The sequence below is a fragment of the Vibrio sp. 1557 genome, assembly GCF_033340175.1.
Classification (GTDB): domain Bacteria; phylum Pseudomonadota; class Gammaproteobacteria; order Enterobacterales; family Vibrionaceae; genus Vibrio; species Vibrio alginolyticus.
This window is the reverse complement of sequence record NZ_JAWOVZ010000002.1, coordinates 284847-301937: the sequence shown is the minus strand read 5'-3', so window position 1 is coordinate 301937 and position 17091 is coordinate 284847. Positions and strand designations below refer to the sequence as shown.

Below are 17091 nucleotides of genomic sequence, written 5' to 3'. Positions count from 1 at the left end.
CTTATCTCGCTGGTAAGAATTCGTCGAATTCGTTTTCGTCGCTGTCCTTGCTACCGCTCCCCCCACCAGTCATCCGTCGAATGGATAACGGGTCTAGTCCAAGTAAACTGCCAATACGAACCATACTGGCCAACGCATCCTGGCGAACATTCACGCTAGGGTTTTTCTTCTGTCCTCCCATCGGTGTATCAACGGTCAGCCCTTCTCGAGAAACTTCCAACTCAGCTTGAAGGTACAAAGAGAAGCTATTGCAATAAGCCAACAACAAAGGTCCATGGTCGATAGTCAGGATTTTTCTGTCCATCAGTACACGGCTTTGTGTCTGCCAAATTGCCAGTGCGTTGTCATCACGTAACTCTTCTGGCGGATCTATTTTTATCAATGCTTCGTGGGCAGGTGCAGATGGCAAAGTGCTTTTGCCTCCTTTGCGACCACCTCCAGCTGCTCGCGCCATACAAATACCTCTCAAAACTCAGCCGCGAAAATGTGTGATCTCGCGCGTCAAAAAAAGATCCTTATTTATTGCGTATAAAAATTTGTCTGAGGCTGCGGTCCCCATCGAAAAGGCTACAGAGATTTACCCCGCCCCCCTATACGTGAGAACGGCGATAACAAACGACCTAATATCACACTGATGCCTTTCCGCTTATGGAATCGAGGTGTTATCACCTTAGTGCCTTTTGTTACCGTCTCAGTGACTCTGACAGGGTCTGGGTAGGTACCAAACAACCAACAAAACAGCACCAAGGTTTTTAAATAAATAGGTACCCAAAACGCCAATTTGATCTGACAAACGATCACTTCTTTGCATTTTATTGTCGTGGTTTCATGCGTTCCCGTGCAGTTTTTGCCTTGTGACATGCTCGACATAACGCCTCCAGGTTGCTGTCTTCATCTGTTCCGCCATGTTCCTTAGCCTTGATATGGTCAACATCTTTGGCGGGAATGGCACGACCACCACGTAAACACTCTTGGCATAGATACTTATCACGCTTAAGAATGAAGCGGCGCTTCTTATCCCAATCAGTGCCATAACCACGCTGATGACGGTTGCGGCCTGCTTGATGAACTTCCCAACCAGTGTTGCGGTGCTTATCACAGTAACCACTCTTGTCATTAGTCAGCCCACCACAATGTGGATGACGACATGGTCTTGGAGTACGTGGAGGCATAACCAAATATCCTTTGAATACTCACTAAATACACAAAGGATATTTAAAGGGTCACCGCCGTGGACACTGCTGTTTAATGGCCGAAGCCTGGCGACGCTCGACGACGTTGCAGATCACTAGCACTACGTTGCCTTTGGCGGTGTTAGAACTGGCTTTGAGGCAGCCAGCCGCCTATCGTTCATCATCTAGCTAACTTATGCACTAATAGGTCGCCAACCTAACCTTATCCCTCCCTCTCGGGCACATGCCGGATTCATTGCTATCACATGCTGGCTTAACGGATAACAAGTGCAGCCAGTAAGAACACTCGGCAACTATCCGGAATTACCGGATAGTTGAACTAACCAGGATTAACTTGGTAGTAGTCAATGCAGTCATTGAGCTGTTCGATGTACAACATCAGGTTAGTGACGCTGCGCTCTGGGTAATAAATCCCGCCGAGGTCATTCTCATACCACTCAAGAACAGGAGCGACTGGCTTACATGGAGGAACAAACACATCACGGCTTGTTGTGCATCCGCCCACTACTAGGACCAAACCGCTGAGCATGGCGGCTTTTAGCATCTTGCTTGATATCTTCATGCTCTTGCTCCTGATGATCTATTTGCTTGGCACGTTGAAGACTCTCCCAAACCTCAATGACTTTGAGGATGAGCGCTCCAATAATCGGGACTGATGAGGCCCAGCCCATTACTAACTGCCGATGTTCTGTGAGTGCTTATAGTTGCCAGCAGCTGCATTCCAAACCCAGCGCAACCACCACGGCCACTTACGTTTGAACTCTTCAGACACTAGCGCATCAATCTGAGCAACAACACCTACCACTGTCGCGACAAAGCCAAATGCAGCTGCAGCCCAAGCGGGTGTGTCAGGTTCCATCATTCCCGAACTCGCCAGAGCGACAGACGCAAACAGCAGAGCCACCACTGCGACCGTAAACTGATACAGTTTTTTCATTTCCTTTCTCCATTAAAAAAGCGACCGTTCTGGCCGCTTGTTAGTAAGTCCACATTACGGGTAACCCTTCCCGCCAATCCAGATGAACAAAGGTTTTTGCAATCCCAATCCCCTTCGCGCCATACTTGCGAGCAATCTCTACAAGACGAAGACGATCAAAGCCGTTATTGCAAGCGATATCAAAGGCCACGCCGTTGAAGTGTTGCCCGGGCTTTTCTTTACGCGCTTCACTCGGATGCTTTTCACATCGAAAGCCAGAGCGAACGACCATAGCCTTACCAAACTCATCACGAACCTTCTGCAGCTGGTCTAATGCTGATTGGCTCACTTTGTTGCTCCCACATCCACAGGAGCAGTTCAATTTGATATCCGTTTTGGGGTTAAAGTTCTTGGTTTGAGCAAGTGCCACGAGCACCTCCTTTGGCGCGTTTCTTGTCGAAGTAGACATAAACATCAAAGATAAAACGGGCGCCTATCAGTGCTAAGCCACCCAAAGAGATTAAGTTTGCGAGGGTAATATCTGGTGTGGATGCAGCTGTTTCTGCAGCTTGTTGGGCTTTTGCTGCCACTTCATTACTGAAGAAGCTAACGCCACCGCCTCCACCGTAAGCAATTAAACGGCCTTTGAAGTCGTGCAGCTTGAGCCACACATCAGAAAAACAGAATGACATCAGCTCTCTCGACTCAAATTTCAGGCATAAAAAAACCGCCAAAAAGGCGGCTTTCAGAATTCATGTGTATTTATCCATACTGGATATTTGCATAGTAATTTGACCCGTTTTGTTTTTCAACCCCAATCCTAAAGAGTTTTTGACATAATGAGTCATACCCCAACAATATCGTTCTGATGGACTCAATATGAGATTGGATAGCATCGAAGTGGGTCTGGTAGTAACGCTTGCGCTTTTTCTTATACGTTTCGGAGTTAACCTGGTTAGCCACACAATCATGTTCCACCAGCGCATCAATAATAGCAGTACGACTTGCCACCGGCTTGTAGTGTCCCTCACCCGCCACGAACTGAACGTCAGCGCCTGCCATTTGCTCGAGCGCAAATCCACCAGCAACCAAAGGAAGAATAGCTTCGATACGTTTCACCACCTTTGCTTGCAGAGTAATACCCGTAAAACAGCACTCCATGAGCCAGTCATTCAGCAGGTGTTCAATAAAGCGATGAGTCAGGCTTTGAGAATTCCAAAGTGGCGAAGCATAGGCAAAGAACGCCCAATCAGATAAGTGAGGGTGTACGCCATTAATCTTCTCCAATGTAGAAAGCACCTTTCCGGCATCCAGTTTAGAGCCCATTTCAATATCAGCCATACCAAACCCACCGCCACCAGCGCCTTCGTTGTACTTAGCACGAATAGCCTCCGTCGCCATACCGATCGCCGCTGGCATCTGCCACTTTTCGATGTTTACACACAAACCCATGAAGTCACTCTCCTTTATTGATAGCGGCCTCATGATAGCTGTTTATTTAAACAGTGTCTTTCCTAGTCCTCCAGAAACTAAAAAGCCCCTCAGATAAGGGGCTTTGTTAAATCATTCTATTTTCTAAGCGGTTTCCAGTGCTTCAATGCGATGCCACTTACCATCTTTATCTTCTTGCAGTACAAGATCTTTTAACGCTTCTTCTGCGTCCGCATCAGCAAGTGACTCAATCATCATTGCTACGTGGCTCGTCTCGTTAATAGACTCCACATAAATAGCTCTCAATAGAATATCTTGCGCCTGAGAAATCGGTGACTCACCTTTTTCCCATCTAGCAATTGTTTGTCTATCACAGAACAACAAACTACCTAAAGCTGATTGTGAAAGGTTCATCTCTTTTCTGAGGAACTTGAATTGCTCCCTCGACAACCATGATCCCTGCTCACAGATAGCTTTTGCTATTGCTCTATGGATACCTTCAAAATCATCGAAGCTAACAAACTCTTCACCATCTTCGTATTCTACTGTGTATCCATTCTCAAGATAGACATTATCTAAGCCGCACTCGTTATAATGGTACATATTATTCGTCTCTCAAGTCATATAGACCGTAATCGTATTGGCCGACGGTTCGACGTCAACCGATTTCAAACGAAGAACAACCGTGATGGATTCTCCAGAACTTACGCCCCTGAGTTTACAGGAGTAGTCACCTTGCTTAGCCTCTTCATTCGGCCCATCAAGCATGACCGTTCTATTACTCTTCAACACATTAAATATGTCTCGAGTCGTGATCCCTCTTTGCTGCATTCTTTGTTTGGTGTGTTGGCCAATCCTCACTCTGCTCGAGTAATCATTAGCCAGTAAGTTAATCAACTGCAGAGCAGTTCTTGGCTGCAACGGAAATTCAACTACCGCTGCTGGTACACTATGTTTTTCAGACATATTTATTCCCAATATGTCGTGATAGTAGAGTTATCTCATAACACGACACGTTAATTTAAACGGATACTTCATTCGATCTACTCTCATAACCATTACCTTAATCTAGTTTTTATGTACTTACGGTAATAACCGCCGCTCCTTGTATGCTGTATCATGATGATACAAACACCAGCACATGTCAATAATGTATCACCAAGATACATTAATTTACCAATCTAAGTATGGACAGCCATTCCGAACAATATAATACTGTGCATTTATACAGTTAAACGGTAATCCCTTTTTGAAATGTACAAAACGATTCAAAGCCTGGTAGGGCACCGCATATACAGAATTGGACCTGATGGCCCATGCGGTTACAACAGCACCGAAGATAAAGTATCGGTGTTAATGGCTAATGGTGACTGGAAGACCATCCCTTTTGGCGGCTTTATGGAAGTGGCAAACGTCGTGGGTGTAAGACGACTCAAGATTATGGATATGTCTGCTTTATGCTCTGATGATGACGGGTACAAAGTTGTTTATACCATCCCGAGATACCACTACCTGGTAGGAACGTACTTAAACGGGAAGTGCTTCATTCTTCTTTATGATGGAGACGTAAAGCATTACCTAGATAAGAACGCAGACCAAGACACAAAGAACAACGTGGTTTGGCTGTGAAGGAAATTTTTCTTACTACCTAAAACAAAAAAGCCCCAGTAGAACTGAGGCTTGCATACACTCTTAAACTCTTACATACGACCGTCGTTAACGGCCATACCAACAGAAAGATACATGATAGGGGCTTTAACCAAGTACCAGTAATGGAAACCTGAATTGCTAGCACCATGTGATGGCTTATCACAAACTAACATCAAACCAAAATTCATGAGCTTCTTGTTTGCATCGATAGCAGCTTGCGGAACGTTACTGCAATCAGCAAACAATCGAACCTCATCGGTGCGAATACCTTGCTTCTGAGCAACAGCTACAAAGGTTAGAGTCTTTTTGTATTTAAGACCTAAGACTTTTGAAATCGAAGTGATTTCATCGTTGGAAAGAGTGACGAGATGTGATCCACATTTTTTAGTAGGCTGGACCAGGCCTAACACAGATTTAGAAATACCCATTAGGTAATTTCTCCCAAACAAATTTATGTATAAGTTTTGATGATTAGTCAAAACACTATATGTTGGTATTTTTGTGGTGATTAAGCACAAAATACATCCAACAGATATAAGGATATTTCAGCTCATTTAAGAATGCAACTCCTAAACACTGGATAAGTTTGATAATTTCTGTGGGTAACTTTTTTGCAGACAATAAAAAAGCCGCCAGTTTGGGATGGCGGCTTAATTATGTTGCGTAGTTAGGGTAATCAGCCCTAGCAACAAGCTCTGGTAATCAGCCAAAGCTTTTTTGATTTAATCGATTAAAAATGTCCCACATTTGGTGGGAACAACCTAAATTTACTTCAGGTCATTTGCCTGGTCAACCGCTGTATAAATCACCACCAGTTATCACTAACATGTGATAACAACCATCTCATTTTGTGCTCATTATAATGCACATAACACGCTGTAATACACATTAAGACACAACAATGAGAGAAGGTATTCTCATCACATTTTGTTTAATCTGATGCTATACAGCGCGATTAGACGGCATGAAAAATTTTCTTTTTTTAGGAATTTTTTTACATCTAAGGTTAATTGTATCAATTTAACCGGACATTTTTACTGTTAACTATCCAAATACGTCGTTGTAATTAGTATTCTATCTACAGAGCTAAGTTAGCAGATTGGACTTCCAAACATAAATACTGTAGCAGCTATCTAGCTGTTCATAGGTCATAGTTGATTTCCTTTGTTACCCCACCGCCCCAACAACCAACGCTCTATTAATAGTCTCTTTCACATGCCAGAGCTGATCGCCGTGTTGACGTTCCCAGCTGTTCACATCGCGGTGAAGCTCTTGGTGGTGATCATGACACAGAGGAATGGTGAACATATCCGAGGCCTTACTGCCCATCTTTCCTTCGCCGTGACCTATTAGGTGATGGGCGATACCTGCAGTCTTACCGCATACTCGGCAAGGTAGCTTTCGGACGAACGATAAGTACTTTTCGCTCTCCCATCGGATTGGCTTTGGCTTTCTCAAATACATCGCTGGTGGATCGGCATCGATGACCAGTTTCAGAACTGGCTTTGCTAAACGTTGTAGTTGTTCACGCTGACCTTCGAATACATACCTGGCATCTGTATCCACGTTCCCCAGTACACCCACTCGCTTACTGCCCTCTTCTCTTTTGAACTGACGATCGAGAACAGACTGCGGCAATAACGAATACACGTCATTGCGAACGGTCCACCAGCATAAATCAACATCTGTAATGCGCCTTACTTCACCATGCAGCTGGCGAGAGACAACCATCAGACCGTGGCGAACCGTATTCTTTCGAGCTATCGAAAACGCCTGGTGACTGTCATCGGCCATGTTGTCGTGATGCCAACACAAACGAATCGCTCCCTCGCCGGTTACTCGTGTTTTCAAATTATGATTGCAGTATCCTTCATCCTTCAGCTGACACTCGGAAATCGTATCAACATACTTAGCCGTACTACCGATAAGCAGTTGCACATCTTCATGAGCGAAGAACGCCACCAAAGAGAGGTCATCCGAAGACAACCCTCCAGTAGTCTTTGTAGTCAAACGTTGATTGGGAGAAACTAAACCTATCTTACCGTCCACCAGCAAACGTTGAATGGCCTCTTTATTTGGGCTTAGCGGAATGAGTGCGGCATTCAGTGTCGGGACGACATCCAAGCTGACTTTAAGCATCTTCCCTACCTTAGGCGACTTTAGACTCAAGCAATGGCTTAGTAACCAGCTGCTTACCCATCTCGACCGCTTTGTCGTATTCCAATCGAGCCCCTTTCGATAGCTGCCAACCATCCAAAAACACCACCGTGTCGCAGCAGGCTAGCATTGGAATACAAATGTGCATGTACTCTTCCCACTCAAATCCATCCGGCAGAATAGCGGGGTTCATGACAATACACCCACGGCGTTTCAACTCATCTTCCATCGCAAAGAACGCTGGCTTGTTAAACTCTGGTAATCCCGTCATTGGGCCTGCAATGTAAACCTTCTTCACAACTATCCCTTCAGTTTCTTGTTTCCAAAAATCCCATAAATGCAGCACTGCGCGTTTCTTCATTACTGCGGCTACTCCACCCTGTGGCGCGCTCAAATAATTTCTTTTCCTCTTGCGATTTCCAACGCTTTGATGGCTTTTGCGTGACCACTCGAATACCCAGTTCGTCACAAATACGCATTGTCTCTATTTGAGCTTGTTTACACTTCCCGACACCCTCTGCCATCTTGAGCGCGGTTTTAATGTTGGTAGCACGACTGACACGCTGTTGAAATGTGCCCATGCCAGTTAAATCCTCAATAGAGACCGTGATAGTGCCAGCAGTGCGTAAGCCCTTTAAAAGCTCATACAGCTTATGCGAGTACATTACCTCCAGCTTAACCAACACACCGTCATTAAAAATTGCGACACCATTTTTGTCAGAGTCCGGATCGACACCAATTACAAACTTAGTCATCAAAACCCCTCATTCGTTGATAAACCAAAAATTGACTCGTATGACTTTTGAAGGTGTTCCCACTCCTTAGAGATTGGTGTTAACGTTGCTTGAAGTCGTGTTTCCCGCCCCTTTCCGATAGGCTTCAATTGCTCAACGAAGTACTGACCACCATCATGCACGTACACTTTTTTGTATGAATAACACTTGATGAGCGCGTCTACTGCCTTACTATCTGGAAGAACGCTGATTGTTAGCTTGTTCACGCTGCCACCGCCTTTAAATGACCTGTTTCAAGAAGCTTTTTACGCAGCCAGATTTCACCCTTTCCGGTGATCAATGCTGTGTGACTTATTCTGGTTTGGGAGTTAGTTTCGTAAGTGCCCTGCTTCACCGTAAAGTAACTACGCTCGACATAGTCTTGATACGGCAAGTTGTAAGAGTCTCCTCGGCTCATGAAGATCTTTAACTCTCGTAGTACACGGAAAATAGTGACAGGCCCCAAACCAACCGTTTTGGCAAACTGACCAAGCTTCACGCCTTTATCCGCTCCCGCGATAGCATCTGCAAACTCTGCCTTTGGTGCTGCGATAGCTAATGCCTGGTTCTTTTCTTCCAGTTCCTTGGCTTGGTTAGCGGCTAACTGCAGTGCTTCAGCAAATGATTGCGGAACTTGAAGCTGAGTTTGTTTTTCTAGCTCATGCCAGCGTTTAATCACTCTCATGCGAAGATTGGCGGAGTAACCTGTTAACAAACACTCGGTATGATCTTTATCGAGCCTGTATTCCGTTTGCTTACGATTCATGGAGTCAAAATAGATATCCTGAAATTTGAGGGCATCTAAATTTAGCTCATCAAGCATCTTGGCTATGTCTACTTTTACATTGTCGTGACGCTTACCTGTCAGTTCTGCAATCTCTCGACTGCTCATCGTCATTTCTGTGTTAGTACTTAACTCAAACATTTGCCTGTCTCCCTAGGCCCTTATCCAAATCTTGTTTGTGCTGCCGGTTCTCGTGTCCGACATCCGATGTATTTCCACACCCTGCTTGCGAGCCTTGGCGATCAACTGAGTTAACTCCAAAGCAGAAATCCCTAACTCCTTGCAAAGCTCTCCAGGTACCCAAACCTTAGGCCGCGAAACCATCACGCCAACTAACTTCTCCACCATCTGAATCCACCTCCGCTAGCTGGTCTAACAATTCCCTGCGTTCGTCCGACAGACGTTTGATTTTGTTCTTACTGGCTTGGATCGCCTCTTCAGACCCGCCATAGTTCATCACGCGCAGCAGGTGCTGGTTCTCGTTGTCGATGTCCATCTCAAGCTGACGAACCTTAGATTTGATCTCGTCACCATCCGATTTGGCTTGCTGCGGTTGCTGCTCTGGCGGCAAGTTACGCCCTTTGTCTTGCTCCTTGGCCAGCCAGTTCTGAATAAACCGTCTTGCGCCTTTCTGAGTTGCTTTGCGCTTTTGGGGATTGTTCTTGCACCACAGGATCATTCGTTTCAGGTGAAGTCTGATATCAACCGCCGGATACGCTTCTGTGTATTCTTGAATATCCAGTTGGGTCACACCAAGAACCTGCCCTTTGCGACTTAGAGGAATTTCAAATAGCGCTGGTTCGGCTTCGAGCGGTTCGCTCGGAGCAAGATCTTTACTTGATGGTTCTATTGGTGGATCTATTGGTGGTTTATAGCCGGATTCCGACCTACCCCCCCCTTCAAATTGACCTACCCCCCTATGCTCTTTCGTCTGTTCGAGTTTCGAACGTTCGTCTTTCGAACAGACGAAATTCGACTGTTCAAAATCTGTCTGTTCATCTGCCTTCTTTTTCAACAGCATTACAGGCAATTGGTACTGGTTATTCGAACGGACTAATCGACCTGTATCAGCCTTTTTGAATTGGTTCTTCTTGAATAACCATCCGGCAGCTTCCAGTTTCTTAAGCGTCGATTTAACGGTAGTAGGTGAAACACCAGATTTACGAGCAATGGTATCGATAGACGGCCAACAAAGGCCGCTATCATCTGCATGGTCAGCTAGGCAAAGCATCACCAACTTATCAGAACCCTTAAAACTCGGAATGTCCCAAACGTAGCTCATTACCTTTACTGACATACATCCCCCATTTCAGATACAACTTTGTCGACGTTCTGGTGAATAGCTTCGAATTCAATTACCCAGACGTAAGGGTTTTCATCCCAATTCTGGTAGATTGAATCCCATAAGGTTGGAAAGTGATCCTGAGGAGGCACGGCCAAATCGACTTCCCCACCACCAACTCCATACCAACAGCCTTCAGCTCTAGCTTGTTCGTCAGTGATTTCTTTGACTCGCTCAATACGAACGTCAGTTACTCGAAGTGTTAAACGACTAGCCCAACGAGGCATATGAATTGATGGATTCCATTTGCTTTCACCATCATCATGAGTGGCAAAGTAAATAGGTGTTCCCGTCGGTGGGCAATAGCAGTGTTCAGAGCATCCACATTCGTCTGAATGGTTGAATATACGAAACGTCTCACGCACATAAATCAGATCATCGATGTTAATCGGGAACTTAAGCCACTTTTGATGAGGGTTATTCTCATCGGTAACATAACGTTCCTTTGTTTGGCCGTTCTCTACCACAAAATTAAATTCACCGATTCGTTTGATTGGACGACGCGTAACTGTCTTGCGGCCAGAAAGAAGCGCTTTAACCATTTCAGTATTAAAGATCATTGGGGTGACTTTCATGCTTCCACCTTCCCCACAACCAAACGCGCCTTACCTTTCCCCAACACAGCAAAGTTCTTAGCAAATAAAATCAGCATGAACCCAGTAATAGTTTGAGCATCCACGACAGCCTTGTAGCGAGAACGAGTAAGCAGCGAGAAACCGCCTGTTGTTAGCTCTTGGCCGTCTAAGTCAAAATACGCAGCAGAAAAATACATCACTTACCCCCTGCCCAGTCCGCAAACGAACTGCGTGGATTACTCTTTGCCAGAGATCGTGACTTTGGTTTTAATGCCGACTCATGCTGCTTGGCACTCGCCTTAAACTTGGCGTCCCCCATCGCAGCGCGACGGAGGTGATCAACCTGCTTTAAACGCTCACTTAATTCCATAGCCCTGCTCCTGTGTCATTCGGCTTACAGTTCGTTTACTTACCCATTTCCAATCGCCTGGTTTCATTGCTACGAAATAGACGTAGTTATCAAAAACTAAGACGGCCTTAATTCTTGCGCGATGGCGCTGTTGTGTTACTCTTTCCATTGAATCTCACCTTTGCTTGTTGATTCACGGCCCTAACAAGTTGCCGCTTGTTGGGGCTTTTCCATTTCCAGATGTGCCAAATATCTCTGGCTCTTTGCGTTGATCGCCTTTAGTGCTTCCTTCTCCAGCTGTTGCTTAACCGCAGCGTTCTGCTCCAGGGCAATAGAACTGCGATACATCTGCGCCAGCTGCTCTATCGTGTTGAGCGTTTCCATCACATTCATGACAAAACTCCCGACGACATATCGCCAAACATCATGGCCATGCTGATACCACCAAAGCGGCTCTCTGCTGCGTAACCAATCGTCATTGCCGAAGCCACCAGCGTATGAATGGATGAAGACAAACGGCTAACCCCATTGGCAGAAAGCTTGCTTACGTTAAGCTGCTCGGCCATCTCACCAAGCGCTTTAGTAGCGACCAAAAATTCGGTGTTGAGGTTTGCCTGGGAGTTGTAGTTAAACGGCATCGGTGTGCACAGCCCTACCTCTTTGCATAAGCCGTCGATCATGCTGTAGTCGCCAGACTCTTTGGTGAACGCGATAACATCATCAACAAACAACTTTGATTCAGGTTGGTTGGTGTTAAAGCGTTTCTTTAGTCGGTTGCTGTAATCCACTTCTGAGTAACCAAGCCTTAACGCAATGGCGCGCAGGCTGTGGTGGTTCTTAAAACGAATAACGCCTTCATAGAAGCGAGGGAATTTCCCCCTGCTTTGTGTGTGGGTCATTGGAGTTCTCCTTGATTTTTAATACGATTACTTACAGCTTCTTTTCCAAGCTGGAGTCTTCATTAAAAAATGGAATTCATATATGCGGCTTTCTGGAACAAACTCCCCCCACTGACTCACCGCAGAGTGAGTAGTGTCAACTGCTTCAGCAACCTTTTGCTTTGAACCGAAAAATTTAACAACTTCTTCAGTTCTGATGGGTGGAAGAATTTTACTCATGCTGACCTCAAATATTAGTTTTCTAATATTTAACAGCATAAGAAAACTTACGTCAAGTAAATGTAAGATAACTAACATGAGTATTGAAACGATTGGCGATCGAATTCGCAGAGTTCGGAAAGAACTCAAACTTACACAGAAACAGGTAGCCTCTAGCATAGGAGTTACCCCTACATCGATCGTATTTTGGGAGCGGAACGAAACCACCCCAAAAGGAAAGAACCTACTATCTCTGTGCAAAAAGCTGCGTGTAGACCCTCACTGGCTTGAAACTGGTAAAGGTGATCGTAATCAAAACAATGTAGCTCACGTCGGTGAATCACACTCTTTGCAAAAATCATTTCCGGTTATTAGTATGGTTTCCGCCGGTGCTTGGATGGAGGCTATCGAGCCTTATCCGAGGGAGAGCATTGAAGAAACGATGGATACAACTGAGAAAGTAAGTGAACAATCGTTTTGGGTTAAAGTCGTAGGTGATTCAATGACCACACCATCTGGCCTTAGCTTCCCAGATGGAATGTACATCCTTATAGATCCACAAGAGGAAGCGAGAAATAAGTCATTTGTAGTAGCAAAGCTTAAAGACGAGAACGTAGTAACTTTTAAGCAACTTATTATGGATGCAGGAAGCAACTTTTTAAAACCACTTAACCCAAGCCCTATGTATGCACCTATCCCTATCAATGGAAACTGTAAGATCATTGGCGTGGTGGTAGATGCTAAATGGAAACTTAGATAATAAATTAAAAAGGATAATGTTAGATGGCAATGAAATCATGCAAGGAGTGCGGCAACCAAGTCAGTACGAAAGCACCAACGTGCCCGACTTGTGGTGCTCCGGTTAAGAAGAAATCCTCACTAGGAGGGTGGATAGGCATACTCCTGATACTATTTTTGCTAATCCCATTCCTCAGTAGCAATAATTCATCAACTGATACTTCTTCAGCCAGCAAGACACCTTCCAGCTCCAAAACAAAGACTGATTCGCCACCTACAAGACAAACAAAACAGCAGTTCTTTGATGCCTTTTCTAAAGAAATCACAAGCATTAAAAAGCATTCCGTTGCCAAAAAAATCGATAATTCAGTTATCAAGCTAGAGGTTCTTTTATTTAGCGCCTGGGCAGATATGCTTAAAAAAGCAGACACATACACTCTTGACGAAAACGACAAGGCCACAATGGCAGAGTTCCGGAAAGTTCTATCTCGAAAACAAAAAGAGATATTCCCTAAGATGAGAGATGCATACGGTCCAATTATTAGGGAAACCCTGTGGGAACACGATATAACAGCTAAAACTGTTGGTGCAGGATTTAACAGAGTGGAATTTACAGGTGGTGCATTCGCTGCAAACAGAAATATAAAGGATTTCCAGAAGAACATTAGAATGCCAATGGAGATGCTTCGCTTTAAAGAAACACGATACAGGTGGTATGAAGATGCAGATAAATACACCTACTACACGCTAGAAACTCTTAATGATGCGGACATTGCTGTCTGGAATGACGTTGGGTTCTACGAAAAAGTCGACTAACACCCTACCTAGTTACACATAAAATGACACATACCACTAACCGCCTTCGGGCGGTTTTTTTACTCCCACTCGCATTCAATTAAGTTTTCTTATATTTTTCTTGCAAGATAAAAGTAAGTTTACTAATATCTTGGCAAGTAAGTTTTCTTACTAACGATATCAAACGACTTACCCCAGCAGCTGGTGGGGCGAATAACCACTGCACCGGAGCGTTTCTGCCTATGTCTGTCTTACGACGAAAAGTGAAACGGTGACCGGAAGTGACTATCCAAGGATGGGAACGGGAATGCCCTTACTAAGGGCACAACCTAAAGCCTTTCTGAGCAAGGGTTTTAGGGTGTGGATAACCAATCTTGAGGAACGAATCATGAGCCAAGAAGCAGGCAACCTAAGCATAGAAGACCGTACAACCAACTTTCCCAAATTGATGCAAGAGCTAGATGGCGGCGTCATCTCCAACGTTATTGGCCTTGCACTCTCTAACGTTTCACGCGCTGTTTCGTACAGCGATAAACAAGGCGAAGTAAAGCTGAACCTAAAGCTCAAGCCAATGGGTACCAACAACGAAATGGTAGAAATCACCGCCAATATGTCGGTGAAGGAACCTAAAACGGGCTTTGGTGCCAAGAGTGAGGACTTTCAGTACACCTCTATCGCCTACGTCGGCAAAGGCGGAAAACTCACCTACGACCGACCAAAAGAAGACATTCACGGCCAAGCCGTTATTGAAGAAGGTCAGCTTCGCGAAGTGCGCGGCTAACCCAGTCCACCAGCAATCACTCTAAAGAGAGAACACAGAAATGGATAAATCAGCAATCCAACAGATTCAAGAATCAGCGAATGCCCCACAGTTCTTAGAACAGTTACAGAAGGCAGGTTTCCCTGTTGCAGCTCTACCTGAGTCATTCGATTTACATGACTTAGAGAAGTACATGCCAAACCGCAATCAATTCCGCGGCTTAATGCGTACCGCTAACATCGATGAGTTCGTACGCTATCACGAGCATTACCAAACTGAAGGTAACCAATGCTTTATTGACGCTGAGCAAATGGCAGCAATGACCATCTTTGACCTTGGAACTCATAACTTCCCTGGTCACTGTAAGCACCAGGCTAAATTGGTGTTGCGCCAAACGGCTGCATTTAAAGCGCTCATCAATATGGATGAGAAAAAGAACAACCAAAAACAACTGGCTGAATGGGTCGAAGACTACAGTGAATTTGTTCAGGTGTTCTCTACTACTGGTGAGCTGATTGAAAACTCTGTGGCTTCAGCTGCTATTCGTAACATGAAATTCGAAGCGAAGGCTGGCCGTGAATCGAACGTGGATGATTTTAGCCACCACCAATCTGAGTACGAGTCCATTGCCGTTCGAACTAAAGAAGAATTCCCAATGCCTGCTGTCTTCAAGTTCACCTGCATCCCGTACTTAGGCTTAGCAGAGCGCACCTTTGAAATACGTATGAGCACTATCGGCAATGAAATCCTAGTGCTACGCATCAAGAAGCTTGAACAGCACGAAGAAGAAATGGGCGAAGAGTTCCAAACCAAACTTCAAGCCTGCTTTAAAGACGGCGAGATCGAGATTGATACCTTTATCGGTTCGTTCTCCAGCTAATCACGTTGGCGGTGACGAACGTTGCCGCCAGCTTTCAGAGCAAGATTTGGTTTAGTTCAGCAAACGAGGAAAGCGATATGAAAGAGTTACAAGAAATTGTCAGCAACAAAGTTAACGACATGGTAAACAGCGGTGTTGTAGAGAAAGCTATCGAAGACGCCGTTAGTAAGTGCATCACCAAAGTACTTGAAGATCAGTTCCGTTCCTACGGGGAACTGAGCAAACAAATGGAAAAAGTCATTCAAGACAAGCTACGAATCGACCCTGATAGCATTTCTATTCCAACTTATGAAGACCAAATGATCAAAGTGATGAATAGTACTTTGAACAAGTTCATTACCAGCGAAGCAATGGTTCGCTTTGAAAAAATGGCAGAAGATAAGTTCGGAGCACTTCCAACTGAAATGCCTGTTACTGACTTCATCAATAATATCGTTGAGTACTGGCGTGATGGTGATGACTTCGACAAACAAGATATGTCCGAAGAAGCCGAAGTGCAGCTCGAAGCTAGCCCATATGGTAAGAGCTCATTCACACTAAAAATCAACAGCGGAGAAGTCACTCCACGTTACTCTTCTTATGCACGAGCAGAGGAAGAAGTCGAACTATACATTATCGATGGAAAGATTCGCTGCAACCACTCTTTCGATCCTTACAAAACCCGTGATGTTGAGTCATTTATCTACCGCTGCTACGCGCAAGGTGTGGTTCTGACTGGTCTAGCTGACTTCAACGAGTCTGACTGCAACCTAATCATTAAAGAGAACGAGTGGGATTAACGGCTAAGGGAATCACTTCGGATGGCACTTACCAAGGAACAATACATCGAAGCACAACGCATCGTTGGCTCAATACAGGGTAATGGAAGATCAAAAGCGGTGGGAAGGTACTTGCTTGAACATCCAGGCAGAAACTCAACCTATCAGATTAGTAGTGATTTGGGCGTCAAACCTCAAGTGATTTGCAAAGCCGTCTACTACCTGCGTGGTAAGGGGTTAAAAATCAAATCTGAACCTCGATCTATTTATCCTTACTACGAACTAACTATGGACGAGAAGGACAAGGTGCCAAGCAAGAAAACGCCTGTAAAAGGCGCTTCTAATTGTGAAGGCTTCCGCTTTGTCAAAAAAGCCCATCCGTTCAAGCCAAATGTTTTATTACCGCAATGGAGAGCGTGAAATGTCAGAGAAGAAAAAGCCAAACGAACACTTTGTTAAGCGTCACTTAACCAACAAGCTCCAAGCACAAGGCATCTCTGGCCACCAGCTGGATGAAGCCATCGAACGTGGCATTCAGTACTACCACTACGGTATTTACGACAAAGCAAACACCATCCAATGCTGTGTTAACCATGCACTGCAATATGTAAAAGGAGAACTTACTCATGGCTAATGCAACTTTCCAAACCGAACTGGGCGCGGTGACAGCAAAAGGCCCCTACTTCAGCTTTATTCAAGGTCGTGAAGTTATTCAACTGACCTTCATCAAACCAGAGAACGAAGAGAACGGCTACGGGGTATGTAAAGAGTTCCCGAGTGATATCAGTCTATCACCCGAGTTCATGACCGACTTCGCCGAGCAATCAGTAAACCTGCTTTAGCCTCTCGGCCAAAGTTCATTTTGTGTAGTTCGCCTATGCCCCATCTCTTGA

Annotated in this window: 31 protein-coding genes; 9 read left to right on the top strand and 22 right to left on the bottom strand. The window is 45.0% G+C overall.

Features of this window, described 5'->3' with window-relative positions:
* Nucleotide 1: 1 nt before the first annotated feature.
* The 9 genes from R7070_RS04660 to R7070_RS04620 all read right to left on the bottom strand — a co-directional run bounded on the left by R7070_RS04660 (nt 2) and on the right by R7070_RS04620 (nt 4506).
* Complete coding sequence (locus tag R7070_RS04660; RefSeq protein WP_276401669.1) at nt 2–454, bottom strand: phage terminase small subunit P27 family; 453 nt, start codon at nt 452–454, stop codon at nt 2–4.
* A 358-nt stretch (nt 455–812) separates the two neighbouring features.
* The gene (locus R7070_RS04655; protein ID WP_318141128.1) at nt 813–1172 is read right to left on the bottom strand and encodes an HNH endonuclease signature motif containing protein; all 360 of its coding nucleotides are present in this window, start codon (nt 1170–1172) and stop codon (nt 813–815) included.
* Nucleotides 1173–1512: 340 nt separating this feature from the next.
* Nucleotides 1513–1755, bottom strand: coding sequence for a hypothetical protein (locus R7070_RS04650; RefSeq protein ID WP_318141127.1), 243 nt, complete (start codon nt 1753–1755; stop codon nt 1513–1515).
* A 111-nt stretch (nt 1756–1866) separates the two neighbouring features.
* A complete protein-coding gene (locus R7070_RS04645) occupies nt 1867–2130 on the bottom strand; it encodes a hypothetical protein (RefSeq protein ID WP_318141126.1) in 264 nt (87 codons plus the stop codon).
* Nucleotides 2131–2170: 40 nt separating this feature from the next.
* Nucleotides 2171–2578 (bottom strand): D-Ala-D-Ala carboxypeptidase family metallohydrolase, encoded by a 408-nt coding sequence (locus tag R7070_RS04640; protein ID WP_411912987.1) that lies wholly within the window; start codon nt 2576–2578, stop codon nt 2171–2173.
* Nucleotides 2511–2801 (bottom strand): hypothetical protein, encoded by a 291-nt coding sequence (locus R7070_RS04635; protein ID WP_318141124.1) that lies wholly within the window; start codon nt 2799–2801, stop codon nt 2511–2513. Before R7070_RS04635 ends, R7070_RS04640 begins: the two co-directional genes overlap by 68 nt.
* Nucleotides 2802–2871: 70 nt before the next feature.
* Nucleotides 2872–3561 (bottom strand): hypothetical protein, encoded by a 690-nt coding sequence (locus tag R7070_RS04630; RefSeq protein WP_318141123.1) that lies wholly within the window; start codon nt 3559–3561, stop codon nt 2872–2874.
* A gap of 123 nt (nt 3562–3684) precedes the next feature.
* Entirely contained in the window at nt 3685–4143 is a 459-nt protein-coding gene (locus R7070_RS04625) for a helix-turn-helix domain-containing protein (RefSeq protein ID WP_086584844.1), read from the bottom strand.
* A 12-nt stretch (nt 4144–4155) separates the two neighbouring features.
* Complete coding sequence (locus tag R7070_RS04620; protein ID WP_318141122.1) at nt 4156–4506, bottom strand: DUF4258 domain-containing protein; 351 nt, start codon at nt 4504–4506, stop codon at nt 4156–4158.
* A gap of 288 nt (nt 4507–4794) precedes the next feature.
* Here R7070_RS04620 and R7070_RS04615 point away from each other — a divergent pair, with 288 nt between their 5' ends.
* Entirely contained in the window at nt 4795–5169 is a 375-nt protein-coding gene (locus R7070_RS04615) for a hypothetical protein (protein ID WP_318141121.1), read from the top strand.
* A gap of 71 nt (nt 5170–5240) precedes the next feature.
* Here the strand turns inward: R7070_RS04615 and R7070_RS04610 are convergent, their stop codons facing one another.
* From R7070_RS04610 to R7070_RS04550, 13 genes are all read right to left on the bottom strand, one after another.
* A complete protein-coding gene (locus R7070_RS04610; RefSeq protein ID WP_318141120.1) occupies nt 5241–5618 on the bottom strand; it encodes a hypothetical protein in 378 nt (125 codons plus the stop codon).
* 739 nt (nt 5619–6357) lie between these two features.
* Nucleotides 6358–7329 (bottom strand): DUF968 domain-containing protein, encoded by a 972-nt coding sequence (locus R7070_RS04605; RefSeq protein ID WP_318141119.1) that lies wholly within the window; start codon nt 7327–7329, stop codon nt 6358–6360.
* Nucleotides 7330–7339: 10 nt separating this feature from the next.
* Complete coding sequence (locus R7070_RS04600) at nt 7340–7645, bottom strand: DUF4406 domain-containing protein (RefSeq protein WP_014232321.1); 306 nt, start codon at nt 7643–7645, stop codon at nt 7340–7342.
* A 10-nt stretch (nt 7646–7655) separates the two neighbouring features.
* The gene (locus tag R7070_RS04595; protein ID WP_276444921.1) at nt 7656–8102 is read right to left on the bottom strand and encodes a hypothetical protein; all 447 of its coding nucleotides are present in this window, start codon (nt 8100–8102) and stop codon (nt 7656–7658) included.
* Nucleotides 8102–8347 (bottom strand): hypothetical protein, encoded by a 246-nt coding sequence (locus R7070_RS04590; RefSeq protein WP_318141118.1) that lies wholly within the window; start codon nt 8345–8347, stop codon nt 8102–8104. The genes R7070_RS04595 and R7070_RS04590 overlap by 1 nt, the downstream gene beginning before the upstream one ends.
* Nucleotides 8344–9045, bottom strand: coding sequence for a phage antirepressor KilAC domain-containing protein (locus tag R7070_RS04585; RefSeq protein WP_318141117.1), 702 nt, complete (start codon nt 9043–9045; stop codon nt 8344–8346). The genes R7070_RS04590 and R7070_RS04585 overlap by 4 nt, the downstream gene beginning before the upstream one ends.
* Before the next feature lie 166 nt (nt 9046–9211).
* Nucleotides 9212–10201: a helix-turn-helix domain-containing protein gene (locus R7070_RS04580; RefSeq protein WP_318141116.1), complete on the bottom strand. Its 990-nt coding sequence runs from the start codon at nt 10199–10201 to the stop codon at nt 9212–9214.
* Entirely contained in the window at nt 10192–10821 is a 630-nt protein-coding gene (locus tag R7070_RS04575) for a hypothetical protein (protein WP_318141115.1), read from the bottom strand. The genes R7070_RS04580 and R7070_RS04575 overlap by 10 nt, the downstream gene beginning before the upstream one ends.
* Entirely contained in the window at nt 10818–11018 is a 201-nt protein-coding gene (locus R7070_RS04570; RefSeq protein WP_318141114.1) for a hypothetical protein, read from the bottom strand. The genes R7070_RS04575 and R7070_RS04570 overlap by 4 nt, the downstream gene beginning before the upstream one ends.
* Nucleotides 11018–11191 (bottom strand): hypothetical protein, encoded by a 174-nt coding sequence (locus R7070_RS04565; protein ID WP_318141113.1) that lies wholly within the window; start codon nt 11189–11191, stop codon nt 11018–11020. Before R7070_RS04565 ends, R7070_RS04570 begins: the two co-directional genes overlap by 1 nt.
* 180 nt (nt 11192–11371) lie before the next feature.
* On the bottom strand, nt 11372–11563 hold the full coding sequence (locus R7070_RS04560; RefSeq protein ID WP_318141112.1) for a hypothetical protein: 192 nt from the start codon (nt 11561–11563) through the stop codon (nt 11372–11374).
* Nucleotides 11560–12069, bottom strand: coding sequence for a phage regulatory CII family protein (locus R7070_RS04555; RefSeq protein ID WP_318141111.1), 510 nt, complete (start codon nt 12067–12069; stop codon nt 11560–11562). The genes R7070_RS04560 and R7070_RS04555 overlap by 4 nt, the downstream gene beginning before the upstream one ends.
* 27 nt (nt 12070–12096) lie before the next feature.
* Nucleotides 12097–12288, bottom strand: coding sequence for a Cro/CI family transcriptional regulator (locus R7070_RS04550; protein ID WP_169578452.1), 192 nt, complete (start codon nt 12286–12288; stop codon nt 12097–12099).
* A gap of 76 nt (nt 12289–12364) precedes the next feature.
* Between R7070_RS04550 and R7070_RS04545 the strand changes: the two genes are divergently transcribed.
* From R7070_RS04545 to R7070_RS04510, 8 genes are all read left to right on the top strand, one after another.
* Nucleotides 12365–13027: a LexA family protein gene (locus tag R7070_RS04545; protein WP_318141110.1), complete on the top strand. Its 663-nt coding sequence runs from the start codon at nt 12365–12367 to the stop codon at nt 13025–13027.
* 23 nt (nt 13028–13050) lie between these two features.
* On the top strand, nt 13051–13821 hold the full coding sequence (locus tag R7070_RS04540; RefSeq protein WP_276444932.1) for a hypothetical protein: 771 nt from the start codon (nt 13051–13053) through the stop codon (nt 13819–13821).
* Nucleotides 13822–14188: 367 nt separating this feature from the next.
* Entirely contained in the window at nt 14189–14581 is a 393-nt protein-coding gene (locus R7070_RS04535; protein WP_014232330.1) for a hypothetical protein, read from the top strand.
* A 40-nt stretch (nt 14582–14621) separates the two neighbouring features.
* Nucleotides 14622–15440: a DUF2303 family protein gene (locus tag R7070_RS04530; RefSeq protein ID WP_318141109.1), complete on the top strand. Its 819-nt coding sequence runs from the start codon at nt 14622–14624 to the stop codon at nt 15438–15440.
* Between the two features lie 77 nt (nt 15441–15517).
* Nucleotides 15518–16219: a hypothetical protein gene (locus tag R7070_RS04525; RefSeq protein WP_318141108.1), complete on the top strand. Its 702-nt coding sequence runs from the start codon at nt 15518–15520 to the stop codon at nt 16217–16219.
* Nucleotides 16220–16240: 21 nt separating this feature from the next.
* Nucleotides 16241–16618, top strand: coding sequence for a hypothetical protein (locus R7070_RS04520; protein ID WP_318141107.1), 378 nt, complete (start codon nt 16241–16243; stop codon nt 16616–16618).
* Nucleotide 16619: 1 nt separating this feature from the next.
* Complete coding sequence (locus R7070_RS04515) at nt 16620–16832, top strand: hypothetical protein (protein ID WP_318141106.1); 213 nt, start codon at nt 16620–16622, stop codon at nt 16830–16832.
* A complete protein-coding gene (locus tag R7070_RS04510; protein WP_318095487.1) occupies nt 16825–17040 on the top strand; it encodes a hypothetical protein in 216 nt (71 codons plus the stop codon). The genes R7070_RS04515 and R7070_RS04510 overlap by 8 nt, the downstream gene beginning before the upstream one ends.
* The last annotated feature ends 51 nt before the right edge of the window (nt 17041–17091 follow it).

Bases quoted from the DNA above. Each gene is read 5' to 3' on its own strand.
- R7070_RS04640 (WP_411912987.1), bottom strand. From the start codon at position 2,578: ATGTCTACTTCGACAAGAAACGCGCCAAAGGAGGTGCTCGTGGCACTT.
- R7070_RS04635 (WP_318141124.1), bottom strand. From the start codon at position 2,801: ATGTCATTCTGTTTTTCTGATGTGTGGCTCAAGCTGCACGACTTCAAA.
- R7070_RS04610 (WP_318141120.1), bottom strand. From the start codon at position 5,618: ATGGGTATTTCTAAATCTGTGTTAGGCCTGGTCCAGCCTACTAAAAAA.
- R7070_RS04530 (WP_318141109.1), top strand. From the start codon at position 14,622: ATGGATAAATCAGCAATCCAACAGATTCAAGAATCAGCGAATGCCCCA.
- R7070_RS04525 (WP_318141108.1), top strand. From the start codon at position 15,518: ATGAAAGAGTTACAAGAAATTGTCAGCAACAAAGTTAACGACATGGTA.
- R7070_RS04575 (WP_318141115.1), bottom strand. From the start codon at position 10,821: ATGAAAGTCACCCCAATGATCTTTAATACTGAAATGGTTAAAGCGCTT.
- R7070_RS04630 (WP_318141123.1), bottom strand. From the start codon at position 3,561: ATGGGTTTGTGTGTAAACATCGAAAAGTGGCAGATGCCAGCGGCGATC.
- R7070_RS04560 (WP_318141112.1), bottom strand. From the start codon at position 11,563: ATGAATGTGATGGAAACGCTCAACACGATAGAGCAGCTGGCGCAGATG.
- R7070_RS04620 (WP_318141122.1), bottom strand. From the start codon at position 4,506: ATGTCTGAAAAACATAGTGTACCAGCAGCGGTAGTTGAATTTCCGTTG.
- R7070_RS04625 (WP_086584844.1), bottom strand. From the start codon at position 4,143: ATGTACCATTATAACGAGTGCGGCTTAGATAATGTCTATCTTGAGAAT.
- R7070_RS04555 (WP_318141111.1), bottom strand. From the start codon at position 12,069: ATGACCCACACACAAAGCAGGGGGAAATTCCCTCGCTTCTATGAAGGC.
- R7070_RS04510 (WP_318095487.1), top strand. From the start codon at position 16,825: ATGGCTAATGCAACTTTCCAAACCGAACTGGGCGCGGTGACAGCAAAA.
- R7070_RS04660 (WP_276401669.1), bottom strand. From the start codon at position 454: ATGGCGCGAGCAGCTGGAGGTGGTCGCAAAGGAGGCAAAAGCACTTTG.
- R7070_RS04570 (WP_318141114.1), bottom strand. From the start codon at position 11,018: ATGTATTTTTCTGCTGCGTATTTTGACTTAGACGGCCAAGAGCTAACA.
- R7070_RS04645 (WP_318141126.1), bottom strand. From the start codon at position 2,130: ATGAAAAAACTGTATCAGTTTACGGTCGCAGTGGTGGCTCTGCTGTTT.
- R7070_RS04565 (WP_318141113.1), bottom strand. From the start codon at position 11,191: ATGGAATTAAGTGAGCGTTTAAAGCAGGTTGATCACCTCCGTCGCGCT.
- R7070_RS04615 (WP_318141121.1), top strand. From the start codon at position 4,795: ATGTACAAAACGATTCAAAGCCTGGTAGGGCACCGCATATACAGAATT.
- R7070_RS04605 (WP_318141119.1), bottom strand. From the start codon at position 7,329: ATGCTTAAAGTCAGCTTGGATGTCGTCCCGACACTGAATGCCGCACTC.
- R7070_RS04515 (WP_318141106.1), top strand. From the start codon at position 16,620: ATGTCAGAGAAGAAAAAGCCAAACGAACACTTTGTTAAGCGTCACTTA.
- R7070_RS04540 (WP_276444932.1), top strand. From the start codon at position 13,051: ATGGCAATGAAATCATGCAAGGAGTGCGGCAACCAAGTCAGTACGAAA.
- R7070_RS04650 (WP_318141127.1), bottom strand. From the start codon at position 1,755: ATGAAGATATCAAGCAAGATGCTAAAAGCCGCCATGCTCAGCGGTTTG.
- R7070_RS04545 (WP_318141110.1), top strand. From the start codon at position 12,365: ATGAGTATTGAAACGATTGGCGATCGAATTCGCAGAGTTCGGAAAGAA.
- R7070_RS04585 (WP_318141117.1), bottom strand. From the start codon at position 9,045: ATGTTTGAGTTAAGTACTAACACAGAAATGACGATGAGCAGTCGAGAG.
- R7070_RS04580 (WP_318141116.1), bottom strand. From the start codon at position 10,201: ATGTCAGTAAAGGTAATGAGCTACGTTTGGGACATTCCGAGTTTTAAG.
- R7070_RS04535 (WP_014232330.1), top strand. From the start codon at position 14,189: ATGAGCCAAGAAGCAGGCAACCTAAGCATAGAAGACCGTACAACCAAC.
- R7070_RS04550 (WP_169578452.1), bottom strand. From the start codon at position 12,288: ATGAGTAAAATTCTTCCACCCATCAGAACTGAAGAAGTTGTTAAATTT.
- R7070_RS04655 (WP_318141128.1), bottom strand. From the start codon at position 1,172: ATGCCTCCACGTACTCCAAGACCATGTCGTCATCCACATTGTGGTGGG.
- R7070_RS04520 (WP_318141107.1), top strand. From the start codon at position 16,241: ATGGCACTTACCAAGGAACAATACATCGAAGCACAACGCATCGTTGGC.
- R7070_RS04595 (WP_276444921.1), bottom strand. From the start codon at position 8,102: ATGACTAAGTTTGTAATTGGTGTCGATCCGGACTCTGACAAAAATGGT.